This is a genomic window from Paraburkholderia sp., from assembly GCF_036488505.1.
In the GTDB taxonomy this organism is placed as follows: Bacteria; Pseudomonadota; Gammaproteobacteria; order Burkholderiales; family Burkholderiaceae; genus Paraburkholderia.
The window spans coordinates 1-17,115 of record NZ_DASXHN010000116.1 but is presented as its reverse complement, the minus strand read 5'-3'; the positions used below and the strand labels follow the sequence as shown (position 1 = coordinate 17,115).

General features: G+C 61.0%; 16 protein-coding genes. 10 read left to right on the top strand and 6 right to left on the bottom strand.

Annotation, left to right across the window (positions count from 1 at the left end):
* Positions 1 to 390: DUF2231 domain-containing protein (locus VGH68_RS06440; protein ID WP_331602707.1), on the top strand; the 390-nt coding region annotated here is incomplete at its 5' end.
* On the opposite strand, the gene VGH68_RS06435 is transcribed toward VGH68_RS06440, so the two are convergent.
* The 6 genes from VGH68_RS06435 to VGH68_RS06410 all read right to left on the bottom strand — a co-directional run bounded on the left by VGH68_RS06435 (position 354) and on the right by VGH68_RS06410 (position 6,712).
* Positions 354 to 866 (bottom strand): CopD family protein, encoded by a 513-nt coding sequence (locus VGH68_RS06435; protein ID WP_331602706.1) that lies wholly within the window; start codon positions 864 to 866, stop codon positions 354 to 356. The genes VGH68_RS06440 and VGH68_RS06435 overlap by 37 nt on opposite strands.
* Positions 863 to 1,588, bottom strand: a complete 726-nt coding sequence (locus tag VGH68_RS06430) for a cytochrome c oxidase assembly protein (RefSeq protein WP_331602705.1) — start codon at positions 1,586 to 1,588, stop codon at positions 863 to 865. The genes VGH68_RS06435 and VGH68_RS06430 overlap by 4 nt, the downstream gene beginning before the upstream one ends.
* A gap of 549 nt (positions 1,589 to 2,137) precedes the next feature.
* Positions 2,138 to 2,770: a glutathione transferase gene (yfcF, locus tag VGH68_RS06425; RefSeq protein ID WP_331602704.1), complete on the bottom strand. Its 633-nt coding sequence runs from the start codon at positions 2,768 to 2,770 to the stop codon at positions 2,138 to 2,140.
* Positions 2,771 to 2,832: 62 nt separating this feature from the next.
* Positions 2,833 to 3,852: a D-cysteine desulfhydrase family protein gene (locus tag VGH68_RS06420; protein ID WP_331602703.1), complete on the bottom strand. Its 1,020-nt coding sequence runs from the start codon at positions 3,850 to 3,852 to the stop codon at positions 2,833 to 2,835.
* Positions 3,853 to 3,936: 84 nt separating this feature from the next.
* Entirely contained in the window at positions 3,937 to 5,241 is a 1,305-nt protein-coding gene (locus VGH68_RS06415) for a UDP-N-acetylglucosamine 1-carboxyvinyltransferase (protein ID WP_331602702.1), read from the bottom strand.
* A 175-nt stretch (positions 5,242 to 5,416) separates the two neighbouring features.
* Complete coding sequence (locus tag VGH68_RS06410) at positions 5,417 to 6,712, bottom strand: L-fuconate dehydratase (protein WP_331602701.1); 1,296 nt, start codon at positions 6,710 to 6,712, stop codon at positions 5,417 to 5,419.
* A 184-nt stretch (positions 6,713 to 6,896) separates the two neighbouring features.
* On the opposite strand from VGH68_RS06410, the gene VGH68_RS06405 reads away from it, so the two are divergent.
* The 9 genes from VGH68_RS06405 to VGH68_RS06365 all read left to right on the top strand — a co-directional run bounded on the left by VGH68_RS06405 (position 6,897) and on the right by VGH68_RS06365 (position 17,052).
* On the top strand, positions 6,897 to 7,658 hold the full coding sequence (locus VGH68_RS06405) for a GntR family transcriptional regulator (protein ID WP_331602700.1): 762 nt from the start codon (positions 6,897 to 6,899) through the stop codon (positions 7,656 to 7,658).
* 125 nt (positions 7,659 to 7,783) lie between these two features.
* Complete coding sequence (locus VGH68_RS06400) at positions 7,784 to 9,301, top strand: sugar ABC transporter ATP-binding protein (protein WP_331602699.1); 1,518 nt, start codon at positions 7,784 to 7,786, stop codon at positions 9,299 to 9,301.
* A gap of 12 nt (positions 9,302 to 9,313) precedes the next feature.
* Entirely contained in the window at positions 9,314 to 10,342 is a 1,029-nt protein-coding gene (locus VGH68_RS06395) for an ABC transporter permease (RefSeq protein WP_331602698.1), read from the top strand.
* Positions 10,343 to 10,424: 82 nt separating this feature from the next.
* A complete protein-coding gene (locus VGH68_RS06390; protein WP_331602697.1) occupies positions 10,425 to 11,366 on the top strand; it encodes an ABC transporter substrate-binding protein in 942 nt (313 codons plus the stop codon).
* Between the two features lie 268 nt (positions 11,367 to 11,634).
* Entirely contained in the window at positions 11,635 to 13,584 is a 1,950-nt protein-coding gene (locus tag VGH68_RS06385) for a putative bifunctional diguanylate cyclase/phosphodiesterase (protein WP_331602696.1), read from the top strand.
* Between the two features lie 20 nt (positions 13,585 to 13,604).
* The gene (locus VGH68_RS06380; RefSeq protein WP_331602695.1) at positions 13,605 to 14,024 is read left to right on the top strand and encodes a hypothetical protein; all 420 of its coding nucleotides are present in this window, start codon (positions 13,605 to 13,607) and stop codon (positions 14,022 to 14,024) included.
* Between the two features lie 139 nt (positions 14,025 to 14,163).
* The gene (locus VGH68_RS06375; RefSeq protein WP_331602694.1) at positions 14,164 to 14,388 is read left to right on the top strand and encodes a hypothetical protein; all 225 of its coding nucleotides are present in this window, start codon (positions 14,164 to 14,166) and stop codon (positions 14,386 to 14,388) included.
* Between the two features lie 306 nt (positions 14,389 to 14,694).
* Entirely contained in the window at positions 14,695 to 16,401 is a 1,707-nt protein-coding gene (locus tag VGH68_RS06370; RefSeq protein WP_331602693.1) for a fibronectin type III domain-containing protein, read from the top strand.
* A gap of 213 nt (positions 16,402 to 16,614) precedes the next feature.
* Positions 16,615 to 17,052, top strand: a complete 438-nt coding sequence (locus VGH68_RS06365; RefSeq protein ID WP_331602692.1) for a hypothetical protein — start codon at positions 16,615 to 16,617, stop codon at positions 17,050 to 17,052.
* Positions 17,053 to 17,115: the final 63 nt, after the last annotated feature.

The following is a 17,115-nucleotide window of genomic DNA, read 5'->3' as shown; positions in this document are numbered from 1 at the left end:
TTCCCGATCGCGTTCGTCGTCGCCACGTTGGGCGTCGACGTGCTCTACTGGTGGACGGGCGATCCGTTCTGGGTGCGCGCCGGCCTGTGGGCCGCCGGCTTCGCATTCTGGAGCGGCGTGGCGGCGAGCGTGGTCGGCACCGCCGAGTTGCTGCTCGTGCGCGGCATTCGCCTGAAGGAAGCAAGCTGGTCGCATGCCGTGGCTGCGATGACGCTGGTCGCGATCGCCGGCGCGAATTGGGGTGTACGGCTTCTCTACCCCGACCAGATCCTGCCGCATGGGCTCGCATTGTCGGTGCTGGCCTCGGTCATGACGGGCTTCGCCGGTTGGCATGGGGGCAAGCTCGTGTTCGATCATGGCGTGGGCATTCTCGTTTCGCCGAAGGAATGATGTAGCCATCGGCCAAGTCCGCCTGGCTCGAACAGATGCGGGGCGAACATGTTCGAGTCGATGTTCGGCTTGGCCAGCACGACCCAGATAATCCCGACGATCACGACGATGTACGCGATCGTCAGCACGATTGCCGCGCCACGGCCGAAGCGGCCGTTCGGCAGATACAGATCGTGCAGCACAAGACCGGCCAGCACGTGCAGCATCGCCATGATGCCGACCAGCACCATCTTCGCGGTGAACCATTCGACGAACGTGGCTTGTAGAAAGATCAACGCGGTGCCGCTTGCAATCGCGACGAAAGCCGCCGGCGAAGTCAGCTCCACATAAACGAGCCGCGTGATCCGGTGCAGGCGGTCGACGTCAGTGCCGGACGTGAGCCCGCGACGCTGCCAGAACAGAAACGGCAAAACGATCAGGCCGCTCGACCACAGCGCAATCGCCGCCAGATGAATGAATTTCAGGAGGATCGTCACAGGGCAGGCTCGCTGACATGCAGGCTGGACCACGCGATCCGGAGTCCTGCCACGAGATAAGGGATCATCGCCAGCACCCACATCAGCAGGCCGGCGAGTTGCTGATCGGCGAGCGGCGTGAGCCCCCACGCGGCGGTGGTCGTGAAGTGCACCGCATAGAGCGGCACCGGTGCGAACACGATCAACGCACCGAGCAGACCCATGTGCCCGATCGTCGCGACGAGTGCGATCAGCGCGGCGCCGGTGGGCAGCGATGGCGAGAAGATGCTGCGCCACATGAGCCAGCCGCTGCCGAGCAATGTCAGTTGCATCGACCAGTAGCCGGCGACGGTGGAAAGTCCCCATGTATAGGGTCCCGGTGCATGCCAGAGCCAGATGAAGACCGCATGCAGGGTAACGATCGGCACGAGCGGCGGATGCTTGACGCGCGGCAGCGGAAACGCGAGTGCGAGCAGCGGCGCGATGGCGGCGATCAGAATGATGTGGTGGGCGACTCGCGCCGAGAACAATGCTGAGGACAACGCGCATAAAGGCGACACGAACACGACGGCCATCAGCGCGACAGCTGCCCAGCCCGCTCGCGCATTAGCCGAGCGGCCGCGCGCTATGACGAACGCGAGAAGCGCGAGCGCCGCAAGCAACAGCGGGTCGGTATTCCAGCGCAACCAGAGGTTCTCTGGAATCGCGGCGGGACCACAATAAGCGACAGGAAAATATGGCATGGCGCAATATCTTCAACGCATCCGGCTCTTCAGTACGCACGTCCTGCATGCGGGAAGAAGCCACCGGAAAATGGTCGGGATAGACATGATCTATTCGATCGCCCACGTACTGTAGCTCAAATATTTTGTTTAGGGACGGCTATCTAAGCGGAGCAGCCTTTTGATTCGAAAAAAAATCAACCGGTTGATTACGACTCCATGTCAATTGTGAACGGCGTTGACGTGATGTCATTTATGGAGGCGCGATGGTGCGCCGCAATAGCTGGGGATTTTTTACGGAGGGCGTAATATGACGAGACCCTGTGGCGGAGGTCCATCATGTTCCATGATCCTATTCGCATTCCGGCGATGATCGAACTGACACTGTTGGCTATCGTGCTGATTGTGGTCAGCATTGTCCGCGCGCGACAGCAAAGGGAGCGGGCGCGTAATCGCGCGAATGCGGCGAATTCAGGGCGCGGATAGCGCGGATGCTGTGCGCGGATCCACACGCTGGCACAGCACGCCGCGGTTTGTGTTGTCGCAATTGTTTCCTGGTTATGGCGCCGTTTACAGCGGCGGCCGATCCAGTTCGATCCACTGGATAACACTGGGTCTTTCCCACTGGTGCGTCGCATAGTTCCTCAGTCTTTGCGGCACAGGATCGCCATTGAGTACGAGGCGATTCAGCATCAACGTGAGTTCCATGTCGGCAATGCACCAGGCGCCGAAAAGATTCGGCGAATCGACGGGTAGTAATGCATCGGCCCCGGCAAACAGTTTTTGCGCGGCTTTTTCGGCAGCGGCTGAAAGCGGCGCGGGGCGTGATCCATAGAAGATGACCTCAGTAGAACGCTCGTCGCGAATCGGCATCAGATCGCTACGAAGCCACGCCTGCACCTGACGCGCCCGCGCCCGAAGATGTCGATCTTGTGGATAGACCGATATTTGCGGAAAAGTCTCTTCGAGGTATTCGGTAATCGCCGACGATTCGGACAAGGCAAAGTCTCCGTGTGTCAGCGTTGGAACGCGTTGAGTCAGTGATCGGGTTGCGTAGTCGGCTTGCTGGTTTTCTCCGCGCGCGAGATCGACAGTGGAAAAGTCGAATGGCAATTGCTTTTCGCGCAGCGTCACGAAAACAGACATTGCATAGGGACTCGCGAATTGAGCGTCTGTGTAGAGATGTAGGTGGTGTGATTGCAAAGTCGTCTCCGGTTCCTGACTCTCAGCAGTTCATATGCGTCCGCGTTTGCGGGAGCAATCCATCAGAACTCGTTCCGATAGGCAAACAGTCCAGGCATTCCGCCGCTCATAAGAAACAGGATCTTCTGTTCCGCCGGGTACTTCCCGGCGCTCACGTTGTCCACGACTCCCGCGAATGCCTTGCCCGTATACACCGGGTCGAGCAGAAGACCTTCCTTCGATGCCATCAGGCGAACGGCGGCACGCATGCCGTCGGTCGGGATGCCATATCCCGGCCCGAGTTGCGCATCATCGATCGAAATCGCATCGCGGTCCACGCGCAGATCAGGGTCGATCAGCCGGACCGTTTGGTTCGCTTTATCGAGCGTGACCGCATGTGCATGACTGGCATTGGCGAGTACGGTGAATGCGGCGATACGCAATGGGTCCAAACCCATTGCGATGAAGCCCGCGACCAGCCCCGCGTGCATGCCGCCGCTGCCGTTGGGCACCACGATTCGATCGAACGACAAACCTTGCGCATGCGACTGAGCGACCAGTTCGGCCGCACAGTCCGCATAGCCGAGGCAACCCGCGGGGCTCGAACCGCCGAGCGGGCACACATAGACGTTGCGGCCCTGCGCGCGTAGTTCGTTCGCGCGGTCTTCGGCGAATTGCAGCGCATTCGCGGAGCCGGGCAGATCGTGCACATGCGCGCCGAACAGCGCATCGAGAACGACATTGCCGTTCTCTATATAGTCGTGATCGAAGCGGGGCACGGTTCTCGTCAACACCAGCTCGCACGCGAGCCCCACGCGCGCGGCCGCAGCCGCGGTGAGCCGTGCGTGATTCGATTGCCGTGCGCCGACGGTGATGATGGTGTCGGCGCCGCCGGCCAATGCTTCTCCAATCAGGAACTCGAGCTTTCTCAACTTGTTGCCGCCGCCACCGAGTCCGGTCAGGTCGTCTCTTTTGACGTAAATGTCCGCGCCGCCGAGATGCGCGCTCAGCCGTGGCAGATGCTGGATCGGCGTCGGGCCTTCGAGCAGCACGCTGCGCGGGAAGGCCGAAAGATCGAGGGTAGGTAGTGAGGCTGAGTTCATGGTCTTACGAAGTCGTTGAATTGCTGAAGCGCGACGAGCAATGTTATCGAAAAGCACGCGACTTACCGCTGCGCTTCGTCACCTCTAAATCTCGCTGCTCGTCCATTCGACATTCGCGCCCACCGAACGCAAGTTCTCCACGAAATTCGGATGCGCGCGCCGGATCGGCAACGCGTTGGTGATTTCCGAACGTCCGTCGATACTGGCCGCCACCATTAGCAGCGCAATTGCCACGCGAATGATGTAAGGGCTTTCGACTTTCGCGGGGCTCAACGCAAGTCCGCCGAACGTGATCAGTCGATGCGGGTCCGACAGAAATACATGCGCGCCGAACTTCGAAAGCTCGACGGACCAGCCCATCGCGCCGTCATACACCTTGTTCCAGAACATCGCACTGCCTTCGGCTTTCACGCCGAGCGCGATGAAGATCGGCAGAAGATCGACGGGCAGGTACGGCCACGGCGCCGCTTCGACCTTGGTCAGAATGTTTTGCGTGAATGGGCGGCGCACGCGCAGTACGCCGTCCCGGATCGCACGCGACCAGCCATCGCGATGCTCGACCTGCACGCCAAATTTGGCAAAGGTCCGATCGATCAGCGGAAACTGCTCGGGCGCGCTGTTCCTGACCGCGATGTCGCCGCCGGTGATCGCACCGAGCGCGAGGAACGTGGTGATTTCGTGGAAATCCTCGCTAAAACGGAATTCTCCGCCGCCGAGGTTCTGGCCGCCTTCGACGCTCAGGCGCGATGTGCCAATGCCGTCGATCGACACGCCGAGCATGCTGAGAAAACGGCAAAACTCCTGCACATGCGGCTCCGACGCCGCATTGACCAACGTCGACGTGCCGTTGGCCGCGACCGCGCATAGCACGAAGTTCTCGGTGGTCGTAACCGACGCGTAATCCAGCCAATGATGATTGGCCGTCATCCGCCCGGACGCGCGCACGATCAGCGAATCGGCCGTTCGTTCGACGCGCGCGCCGAAACGTTCGAACACTTCGACGTGCGGGTCGATTTCGCGCACGCCGAGCGTGCAGCCCTTCACATCGTTCTCGAGGCGTGCGACGCCAAAACGCGCGAGCAACGGCGGCACGAGCATGATAGACGAGCGCATCTCCTCGGGCAGCCGATGCACGGCAGGGTCGAAGCGGGTTGCGTGATGATGCAGATGGAGGATGCCAGTGCCGAAATCCATCGACACGTCGCTGCCGAGCGTGCGGAAGATATCGAGAATCTTTTTGACGTCGGTAATCTCAGGCACGCCGATCAGCCGGAGCGGCTGATCGGTGAGCAGCGTGGCGCAAAGGATGGGTAGAACGGCGTTCTTGTTGGCAGATGGCACGATCTCGCCGCGAAGCGGGAGACCGCCATGTACGATCAGATTGGACATGTTGGGAATGGGCGCGAATGAGGCGAGCCACTATCATGCCACCGGAGAACGCGCGGAAGATAGCGCGAAATTCAGTACCGACGCCGATACTGGTTTTCAAAGCCCGTGGCGCCGCAACGCGACATCCGATTTCCCGTTGTCGATGCGCGGGTTCTTCGCCTGCTCCCGATCGATGCTAGGTCTTCCAGGCTTCTCCTTGCGGAAACGAATACTTGTCCAGCGATTCCGCAAAAATCTCGATGCTATATCCCGGCCGCTGCGGCGGCATATAACGGCCGTTGCGGATGACGACCGGATCGACGAAATGTTCGTGCAAATGGTCGACGTATTCGAGCACGCGGTTCTCGAGCGACTCCGATACGCAGATATAGTCGAACAGCGAAATATGCTGTACGTATTCGCACAAACCGACGCCGCCCGCATGCGGGCACACCGGCACGCCAAACTTCGCCGCCATCAGCAGCACGATCAGCACTTCATTGAGTCCGCCGAGCCGGCAACTATCGACCTGGCAAAAGTCGATGGCCTTTGCCTGCAACAACTGCTTGAACATCACGCGATTGTGACAATGCTCGCCGGTTGCGACGCCGATCGAGCCGAGCCGCTGACGAATGGCCGCGTGACCGAGGATGTCGTCCGGACTGGTCGGCTCCTCGATCCACCACGGGTCGAATTCCGCGAGACGGCGCATGTTGGCGATCGCTTCATCGACGTCCCAAACCTGATTCGCGTCCATCATCAGTTTCCGGTTTTCGCCGATCTCCTCGCGCAGAATGCGTGCGCGCCGTACGTCTTCGTCGAGATTGCCGCCGACCTTCTGCTTGAAATGCGTCCACCCTTGGGCGACGCCTTCGCGCGCGAGACGGCGAATTTTGTCGTCGTCGTAACCGAGCCAGCCGGCCGAAGTCGTATACGCCGGGTAGCCGAGCGCGGTCATTTCCTGTTCGCGCTCGCCTTTAGTGCTCGCGTGGCGGTGCAGTATCGCGAGCGCTTCGTGAGGTGTGAGCGCATCGGTTACGTAGCGAAAGTCCAGGCAGCGCACCAGTTCTTCGGGACTCATGTCGACGAGCAACTTCCACACTGGCTTACCAACAGCTTTCGCCCATAGGTCCCATACGGCATTCACGACCGCCGCCGTGGCCAGATGTATCGCGCCTTTGTCGGGGCCGATCCAGCGCAATTGGCTATCCGATGTGAACGTGCGCCAGAAGGCGCCCATGTTCGCGGCGATATCTTCGAGCTTCCGGCCGACGATGAGCGGTGTCAACGCGTTGACCGCCGTCACGCAGATCTCGTTGCCGCGCCCGATCGTAAACGTGAGGCCGTGGCCCGTCAGGTTCGGCGCATCGGTTTCGAGCGTGACATAAGTGGCGGAGTAGTCCGGCGCCGCATTCATCGCGTCGGAGCCATCCAGTGAACGCGAAGTGGGAAACCGGATGTCCCGAACGGACAGCCTGGTGATCGTAGTCATCTGCGCACCCTCCGGGGCTATGGCTATCGGCTTTTCGCCTGCAAACGCAGACGGATCGGTTTTCGCGTGCGCGTCGAGCGTGCGCATTTTTCGTCGCTGATGCAATCGCTGGCAAATGGGCGGGACATTACCAGGCCATCCCAGGCATTTGTACGCGTTGACAACGCGGAATCCGCTTCCTAGCATGCTAGCATCTCGTCTCAAAATCAAGCACACCGTGAATGCGTCGGTCGATCCGCAGAATGTCGCGACTACTCCGTATGCCGCACTGCAAAAAGTCAGCAGCGGCGAGCGCGGCAGCTTGACGGACGTGGTTGAGGCGGCACTGAGAGAAGCGATTCTGACGCTGGCTTTGGAGCCGGGCTTGATGATCGACAAGATCGCGGTGTGCGAACGGATGGGAGTGTCACGCTTTCCCGTTTCGTCAGCGTTGGCGAGGCTGGCGCATGCGGGCCTCGTCGAGGTGTTGCCGCAGCGCGGCACGCGCGTCAAGCCGATCGCGCTCGACGACATCCGCCAGCATCTGTTTATCCGCAGCGCGCTGGAAGTCGAGACCGTGCGCGTCGTTGCGCTGATGCGCGAGCGGGCGATGCTGGCTGCATTGGCGACCAACCTCGAGCAACAGCGCAGTCTGGCCGAAAGCGGCGACCGTCTTGCCTTTCATGAACTCGATCTGGCTTTCCATGAAATGCTGCTCGACGCGGTGAAATTGCCGCGCGTGAAGGAAATCGTCGCGGTCTCGCGCAATGCGCTGGATCGCGCAAGGCAGTTGCTGGCGAGTCCCGAACGGCTGATGCACACGCTGGAAGAACACGAGCGCATTTTCAACGCGATTAGCGCCGGCAACGGCGACGTGGCCGCGAAAGCGATGCACGAACATCTCGAGCAGGTCGTTGCCGAGTTGCACCGCTCCGCGAAAGCACGGCCGGATCTTTTCGAGCCGTAAATGAAGGCCACCGCGAAAACCACCTCGAAAACCGCAGCGAAGGGCGCAGCGCAGGTCCCTGTGATAGCCGTAACCACAGCCTCAACAAACGCTGGTGACCCAGGCAGCCGTCGGCAGAACCGCACATGAACCCACTCATTTCCGTCAACAAGCTCTGCAAAAGCTTTCCCGGCGTCAGGGCGCTTCATGACGTCCGCTTCGAACTCATGGCCGGCGAGGTCCATGCGCTGATGGGCGAGAACGGCGCGGGCAAGTCGACCTTGATGAAAATTCTCGCTGGCGTCTATACGCGCGATTCGGGCGAGATTCTCTACGACGGCAAGCCGGTCGATTTTCAAAGCCCGGGCGACGCGCAAGCGGTCGGCATCGGCATCATTCATCAGGAACTCCAACTGATGAACCATCTGAGCGTCGCGCAGAACATTTTTATCGGTCGCGAACCGCGCAAGGGTTTTGGGCTCTTTCTCGACGAAGACAAACTGAATGCGCAGGCACGCGAGATCCTCGCGCGCATGCATGTGAAGCTCGATCCGCGCACGATAGTCGGCTCGCTGACGGTGGCCAGCCAGCAGATGGTCGAAATCGCGAAGGCACTGTCTTTCGATTCGCGCGTGCTGATCATGGACGAGCCGACGTCCGCGCTCAACGATGCGGAGATCGCCGAGCTGTTTCGGATCATTCGTCAATTGAAACAGCGTGGCGTCGGCGTCGTCTATATCTCGCACAAGATGGACGAACTCAAGCAGATTACCGATCGCGTCACCGTGATGCGCGATGGCGAATACGTGGCGACCGTGTCGACCGAAGGCACGAGCGTGGAAACGATCATCGGCATGATGGTCGGACGCACGCTGACGGACGCGACCCCTGCGCAGCGCGCGCCGGCGGCAGGCGACATCGCACTCCAGGTGAAGAACCTCGTCGCGGGCCCGCTCGTGCGCGACGTCAGCTTCGAGTTGCGCCAGGGTGAAATACTCGGATTTGCCGGCTTGATGGGCGCGGGCCGCACCGAGGTTGCGCGGGCGGTGTTCGGTGCCGATCCGGTGGAATCGGGCGAAATTCTCGTGAAAGGCGTGAAAGCGTCGATCACGAAGCCGAGCGATGCGGTGAAACGCGGAATCGGATATCTGTCGGAAGATCGCAAGCGTTTCGGCCTCGCGACCGGCATGGATGTCGAATCGAACATCGTGATGTCCGATCTTGGCAAATTCCTGTCGTTCAATATGTTTCTGCGCCGCGCGCGAATCCGCAAACGCGCCCAGCACTTTATCGATCTGCTCGCGATTCGCACGCCGTCCGCGACCCAGCCGGTGCGGCTTCTGTCAGGCGGCAATCAGCAGAAGATCGTGATTGCGAAATGGCTCGAACGCGACTGCGACGTGCTGTTCTTCGACGAACCGACGCGCGGCATCGACGTCGGCGCGAAAAGCGAAATCTACAAGCTGCTGCGCTCGCTGGCGGCGCAGGGTAAGGCGATTGTGATGATTTCATCGGAGCTGCCTGAAATCCTGCGCATGAGCGATCGCATCGTCGTGATGTGCGAGGGCCGCATCACCGGCGAGCTCTCCGCCAGTGAAGCGACGCAGGAGCGCATCATGCATCTCGCGACGCAGCGCGAAACCCAGCAACTGGCGCAAGCCTGAAGAGGTCCTGACATGACATTGCAAACGGATACGGCGGCGCTGGACAACGAAACGCGGCGCTCCAGCCTGAGGGCCCGGATCTTCGCGCCGACCGCGCTGCAAAAAATGCTCGCGTTCGCGAGTCTGATTCTGCTGCTGATCTTTTTCAGTTTCGCGTCGCCGGCTTTCATGCAGATGGACAACATGCTCGGCATTCTGCAAGCGACCGCGGTGAACGGAGTACTCGCGATTGCCAGTACGTTCGTGATCATCACTGGCGGCATCGACCTGTCGGTCGGCACGTTGATGACGTTCACGGCCGTTATTTGCGGCGTGTTTCTGACCTTCTGGCATTTGCCGATGTGGGCGGGCGTGCTTGCCGCGCTTGCAACGGGCGCGGTCTGCGGAACAGTGTCGGGAACGCTCGTCGCCAAGATGAAGATTCCGCCTTTCATCGCGACGCTTGGGATGATGATGCTGCTGAAAGGGCTTTCGCTGGTTGTCTCGTCGGATAAGCCGATCTATTTCACCGATACCGAGAACTTCTACCGGATTTCGCAAGATTCGCTGATTGGCTATCTGCTGCCGGGCGTGCCAATTCCGAATGCGGTGCTGATCCTGTTCTTTCTCGCAATCGTGAGTTCGATCACGCTCAATCGAACGGCACTCGGCCGCTATACGTTCGCACTCGGCAGCAATGAAGAAGCGGTGCGGCTTTCGGGCGTCAACGTCGATCGCTGGAAGATTGCGATTTATGGCGTCGGTGGCGCGATTTGCGGGATCGCGGGATTGCTGATCGCGTCGCGGCTGAATTCGGCGCAACCGGCGCTCGGCCAAGGTTACGAGCTGGATGCGATCGCCGCGGTCGTGATCGGCGGTACGTCGCTGAGCGGCGGCTCGGGCACGATTCTCGGCACCATCATCGGCGCTTTCATCATGAGCGTGCTGACCAACGGACTGCGCATCATGTCGGTCGCGCAGGAATGGCAGATCGTGGTTACGGGCCTCATCATCATTCTGGCGGTTTATGCGGACATCCTGCGGCGCAGCCGAAGAAGCTGACGCGGGACGCTCAGGAGCAAGAAACGGGAGCACTTGCAAGCTCCCTCAATGGCTTGATAGACCATCCTTAGGAGGAGGCCCCATGTTGAAGAGAAAACTAATCGGTGTCGTGGTCGGTGTCGGCGCGCTCGTCGGCGGAAGCTGTCTCGCGTATGCGGACGAGCCGTATATTCCGCTTATTTCGAAGGGCTTTCAGCATCAGTTCTGGCAAGCCGTCAAATCCGGCGCGGAGCAGTCCGCGAAAGCCAACAACGTCAGGATCACGTTCGAGGGACCGGAAACGGAGGCAATGGTCGACAAGCAGATCGATATGCTGTCGGCCGCGCTCGCAAAGAAGCCTCAGGCACTCGGTATCGCGGCGCTCGACAGCAAGGCGGCGATCCCGCTACTCAAACGCGCGCAGAACGACAAGATTCCGGTTATCGCATTCGACTCGGGCGTCGATAGCGACATTCCGCTCACCACCTGCGCGACCGACAACGTCGCGGCCGCCGCGCTCGCCGCGGACAAGATGGCCGAGCTGATCGGCAACTCGGGCGAAGTCGGCGTGATCGTGCACGATCAGACGAGCCGCACCGGCGTCGATCGGCGCGACGGCTTCGTGAATCAGATCAAGTCGAAGCATCCGAACGTCAAGATCGTCTCGGTGCAATACGGCGCTGGCGACCACCTGAAATCGGCGGAAATCGCCAAGGCGATGATTCAGGCGAATCCGAACCTGAAGGGCATCTTCGGTGCGAATGAAGGCTCGGCGGAGGGAGCCGCGATCGGCGTAAGAGAGTCGGGCAAGAAACTCGTGCTGATCGGTTTCGACTCCGGCAAGGAGCAGAAGGACGACATCATGTCGGGCCTGATGGCCGGCGCGATTACGCAAAACCCGGTCGGTATCGGCAAATGCGTGGTCGATTCGGCGGTGAAGGCGCTGCACGGTGAAAAGTTGCCGAAGAAAGTCGACACGGGCTTTTACTGGTACGACAAGACCAATATGAACGATCCGAAGATCGCAGCGGTGCTGTACAACTAAAAAAAGTGCCGTCAAGGAGCCGTGAACGAGGAGGAGCAGCGCTCTTCCTCTTTTATTTGCCGCTAGCCCCTGCCACTTTCCAGATCCCACCCACATGAATCCGCCCAGCGCGCCGGCGTGCGCAGGGTGCGGCACTTCACTCCTGCGCACGCGTTAATCATCGCCGGCCATTGCGCTAATCGGTCCGATATTTTACATTTCTGAAATCTTGTAGCGCATATCCCTTTCGCAGCCGAAGCGGACCCCCTAACCGTCAAATGCGCAGGTCATGGCTTTTACCGAACCAAGGTCTCCATTTTTCAAGTGGGTCGTGTCTTCCGCTCAGAACCTGAGCCCAGACAACCGGCAAATCCTGCTTGCCAATCTGTTCACGCGAACCGCTTCGATCATCTTCGCGTCGATTTGCGAAATCGCCGTTTGCGTCACCGCATACTACCTTTATCCAATTCCGCTTTACGCCGCGTGGGGCATTGCCGTTGTCGCGTTGCTGATCGCGCGGCTCGTGCTGATTGGGCTGTGCCGCACGCGCAGCGCGCAAGGCCGGCCCACGCCGACTTCCGCGTTTCTGTTCGCGAGCCTGCTGTGGAGCGCGCTGTTCGGCATTGGCACGTTGCTGTGCAATATCAGCGGAAGTCCGACGCTTTTGCTGCTGGGCAACGTTTGCGCGGTGGGGGTAATCGGTGGACTGGCCGGACGCAATGCGAGTACGCCAAGACTCGCGTTGTTGCAGATCGTTTTTATTCTCGGCTTCCTGTGTGTCGGCGCCGCGTTGTCGCCGAGCGACGGCAAGCTGGTGCTGCTGGTGCAGGCGCCGTTCTGCGCGGCCGGCTTTTTCACGGTCGCGTTGCGCAGCAATCGCGATACCGTCGCGTTGCTGCTCGCGCGTGAAAACAGCCATCGGCTGGCGCGTCACGACAGCTTGACCGGGTTGCCGAATCGCGCGCGTATCAGCGAATTGCTGGTCGATCGCACCAGCAACGGTTCCTCCGGTCAGGGCCAGCCGTTTGCCGTTTTGCTGATCGATCTGGATGGCTTCAAGCCGATCAACGACAGCCTGGGTCATGCCGCGGGCGACCAGATTCTGCAGGAAACGGCGACCCGTTTGCGCGATCTGCTGCCGGCCGGCGACCAGGTCGGCCGGCTCGCGGGCGACGAATTCGTCGCGATCCTGGACGGCGCCGCGCAAAGCCGCGACGTGCACGTGCTGGCCGAGCGCATCGTCAGAACGCTGGCGCGGCCATTCGTGCTGAGCAACGCGCTCGTCCACATCGGCGCGAGCGTCGGCATTTCGATCTACCCGGACCATGCGAAAACGGGCCCGCAGTTGCTGATCTGCGCCGACCGCGCGTTGTATGCGGTCAAGCGTAGCGGCAAAAGCGCGTTCGCGATCTTCGATTGCGACAAACACGTTTCCGACGAAAGCCTGAGCCTGCTGCGCAGCGATCTGGAAGGCGCGCTGAAGTCGTTCAACGGCTTGCGCATGGAGTACCAGCCGATCATCGATCTCGGCAGCGGCAAGTTGTGCGGGCGCGAGGCGTTGATTCGCTGGACGCATCCGACGCGCGGCGAGTTGCCTCCGTCCGCCTTTATTCCGATCGCCGAGCGCACCGGGATAATCCTCGCATTGGGCGAATGGGTACTGCTGCGATCGTGCGCGGAGGCGGCGACGTGGCGCGACAAAGTGGTGGTCGCGGTCAACGTGTCGCCGGTGCAGTTGCGCGAGGAATCGTTTGCGTCGACAGTCGCGGCGATACTTCGGAAAACCAGGCTGTCGCCGGCGCGGCTGAATATCGAGGTCACCGAGACGATGCTGTTGAACGACGACGAAGTGACTCGCCGCAATATCACGACGCTGCGTGCGTTGGGCATTGGGCTCGTACTCGACGACTTTGGCACCGGCTTTTCGACGATGTCGACGCTGGTGCGCTTCTCGTTTGACGAGTTGAAGATCGATAGCTCGTTCGTCAGGGAGTCCGTGCACGGGCGCGAATCGGCGGCCGTGGTGCGCGGCATCGTCGCGCTCGCGCGTGAGATCGGCATGCCGACCACAGCTGAAGGCGTCGAAACCCAGGAGCAGCTCGACTTCGTGCGTGTGTGCGGCTGCACGCATGCGCAGGGCTATTTATTGGGCAAGCCGATGCGCAGCGATGAAATCGAGCAAAGCGAAGGGATGTTCGACACGTCCATTGCCGCCAAGGCCGAGCGCGCCGGCTCGTGAAATCCGCTAGCGAGGCCACCATGTCTTCTCCGCTGCAATTTCAAGTGAGGATCACCGCGTCGCGCGAACTGGCGCATGCATTGCGCGCGGCCCCGTCCTGTGCGTCGCATGTCGCGCTACGCGAACTGCTGCGCGTGCATCACGCCACGTTGAAATGTCAGTTCGATGCATTCGCCGACTACGTGAGCGAAGCGCAACGAATGGGCGTGCAGAACTATCCGCTCTATGAATGGACGCGGCAAACCATCGAGAACCGAGAGAAGAAAGCGAAGTATCTGCAATCGTTCACGATCTATGTGAATGGTGCCGAGGTTTATGGCGAAGATGTCGCGCATGCGTTGGAAGCCGGCTTGTCGAAGCTCGGCGACGCGCATGGAATCCTGCGTGTTTCGCGCTTCGACACCAATCCTGCGACCAATCCCCAGCCCCCCTTGCGATAGCTGCTTTCAGCTGCTTTACGGTTTCATCGCGCCCAGGAGGCAGACGGTAAGGCAGATGGTAAAAATGTTTGACATTCGACGACACGACAGGAAGTTCGTGAGACGATCCCCTTTCACTTATTTCTTGTTGGAGCGCGACATGGGACTTCTGGACGAAGTGGGCAAGATTGCAGGCGCGGTTGCCGCCGTCGAAGCAGCGGAGAAAGTCGATCCGCAAGCGGGTCTTCTGACGAAAGGCATCGCCGCTATCGCCGGTTTTGAAGGCGCGGGCAAGCTGGAATCGATGCTCGAAAAGAAAGACGAAGACAAGCAGGACGACGCGGACAACGCTCAGGCCGCGGACGACGCGAGCGCGCAAACCTGAACCGACGCGCGCACAGTTGCCGGTGGCATGGGCGGGTTCTAACCGCGCACCGCACCGGCAACTTGTGTTGAACACAGGCGGTTTCCAACCGACGCCCTCGCTATTGCAATATTTTCATGATCGGTTCATTTGCGTCGAAACGCGCCTTCGTTCGTTCCGGTGTCCAGTACTTCCCTTCATCCCCGTCCGATGTTTTCATCGGGCTGTCATCGGCGTCCAGCTACGATCGTCCGTCACTTCCGTCCGCGCTCGCAACGCGGTGCGTTGTTTTGCGCTGGCATCCTTCCGCCTCAACACAACACGGACATGTCGAACAGAAAAATCGTCAATGCAGCGCCGCTCGACGGGCAGGGCGCATCCATCGTTTCGCGCCGAGGTTTCCTGAAGTTCGCCGGCGCATCGAGTCTCGCAACAGCGGCGGGTGCACTGTCGTCGACTGCGCGCGGCGCGAATAGCGATGCACCCGATGGCACGCCGGAACAGATTCACCTGACGTGGGGCAACGACCCGGCGAGCGAAGTCACGGTGTCGTGGTCGTCGCCCGCAGCCGCGGTCAATCCGCAAGTGCGGGTGAGCGGCTTCGATGGTGGCGACCGGAACAGGCACACGGTGCATGCGGTGCAAAGCACTTATACCGACGGCATCAACGGCGAAGTCGTGTTCAACTATCACGCACGGCTGCGCGAGCTGAAGCCTGATACCAACTACCGGTACGAGGTGACGGCCGACAACGACAGCAACGCGTCGCAGCCTCTCACCGCGAGTTTTCGCACCGCACCGCGCGGCCGCACGCCATTTCGCTGGACCAGCTACGGCGATCTCGCCACGCCGAATACCAATTGGGTGCTGTCGTCGCCGCAAAGCCGCTTCGCGGTGCAGGCGGTCGAACGCTTCCAGCCGCTGTTTCATCTGCTCAACGGCGACCTCTGCTACGCGAACCTGAATCCGATGCAGCAGCCGCAAGTGTGGCGCGACTTCGGCAACAACGCGCAGAAGTCCGCCTCGCAACGGCCGTGGATGCCATGTCCCGGCAATCACGAACTCGAATTCAACAACGGCGAGCAGGGTCTTGCATCGTATCTGTCGCGCTATACGCTGCCGGACAATCACACGCGTTTCCAGGGCCGCTGGTACAGCTTCCGCGTCGGCGCGGTGCTGTTCGTTTCGCTCGATGCCGATGACGTCATCTACCAGGATGGCGCCGCGTTCGTTGCCGGCCCCGCGCCATTGACGCCAGTGGCGAGCACCGGCAATCCGCCGATTCCGCCCGGCACGTCGCTGTATGTGCGCGGCTATAGCAATGGCGAGCAGACGCGCTGGCTGGAGAACGTTCTGCAGCACGCGTCGCGCGATGACGACGTGGACTGGATCGTCGTGCAGATGCATCAGGACGCGTTGAGCTCATCGAAGACGGGCAATGGCTCGGATAAGGGCATTCGCGAGGCGTGGCTGCCGCTGTTCGATCGCTATGGCGTGGACCTCGTGCTGTGCGGTCACGATCACGACTATGAGCGCAGCTACCCGGTACGCGGTTGCAATCACCACCACGGCACCGACCTCGCGACGGGCCGCGCCGTCGATACGTTGCAACCGAAACCGGTCCTGTCGGCGGTGTCGTCCGGTGCATCGACGTTCGATACCAGCCACGGCACCATCCACCTGATTCTCGGCGGCGGCGGCACCAGCGCGCCGCTCGATGTGTACGGCGTCGACACGGGCACCGGCTTGCCGCAAGCGCGTATTTTCACGCGGCCCAACCGTCCGGTTCCATCGACGACGGCGGGGACGTTCGTACGCGCCAGTGCCGATGCGGTCGAAGATGCGATCTGGTCCGCGCAACGCGACACCGGCACCGGCTACGGCATCGCGGTATTCGATTACGACCCGGGGCAGCACAACGGTGAGACGACGATCACGATGAGTTACTACCACGCGCCCGGCGCGGATCAGACGCCCACACCTAATTACGAACTGTTCGAAACCATTGAATTGAAAAAGAAGCGGCGCGGGTAAAACGCGCAGACGCGCGGTGCCTGGAGAAGACCTGCATGCAAGCGCGGGCCGCTCGTCACGAGTGGCCCGCGCCTTTTTATACGCGGCGTGTTTACACCGCGACAACGACTTCATTTTGTTACACGTCTTACGGCCGTGGTTCGCGATAGTTACAAATGCCTTTCCGAGGCCCCGCTATACTCGGCGCCATCTCAATAAAAGCAAAGAGCCGTTATGTCGAAGAAGATCATTCGGATGGTTGCCGTGGCTGCACTGGCCGCGGCTTCATTGCAGGCGATGGCAGGCGATATGAACAACATGCTCGGCGGCGCGCTGGGTGGTGTGGCCGGTGCGGCGCTCGGCGGCGCGGTGGGTGGCAGCACCGGCGCGGTTATCGGTGGTGCGGTCGGTGGTGGCGCGGGTGGCGCGGTCACGTCGAATCGCCGCGAACGCACGGGCGCGATCGTCGGCGGCGCGCTGGGCGGCGGTGCGGGCACCGCCGCGGGCAATGCAATGGGCGGCCGCGGTGGTGGCCTGATTGGCGCGGCCCTGGGCGGTGGCGCCGGTTCGGCGCTTGGCGGAAATATCTCGCGCTCGAACTCCTACTCGAACGACTACTCGCGCGGCTACCAGTCGGGCAAGCGCCATCACAAGCATCGTCACTACGATTGAAGCGCGATGCGCGTCTCGACCAGACGCGCATCGAATCTCAGTGCTGTGACGAATTGAAAAGAA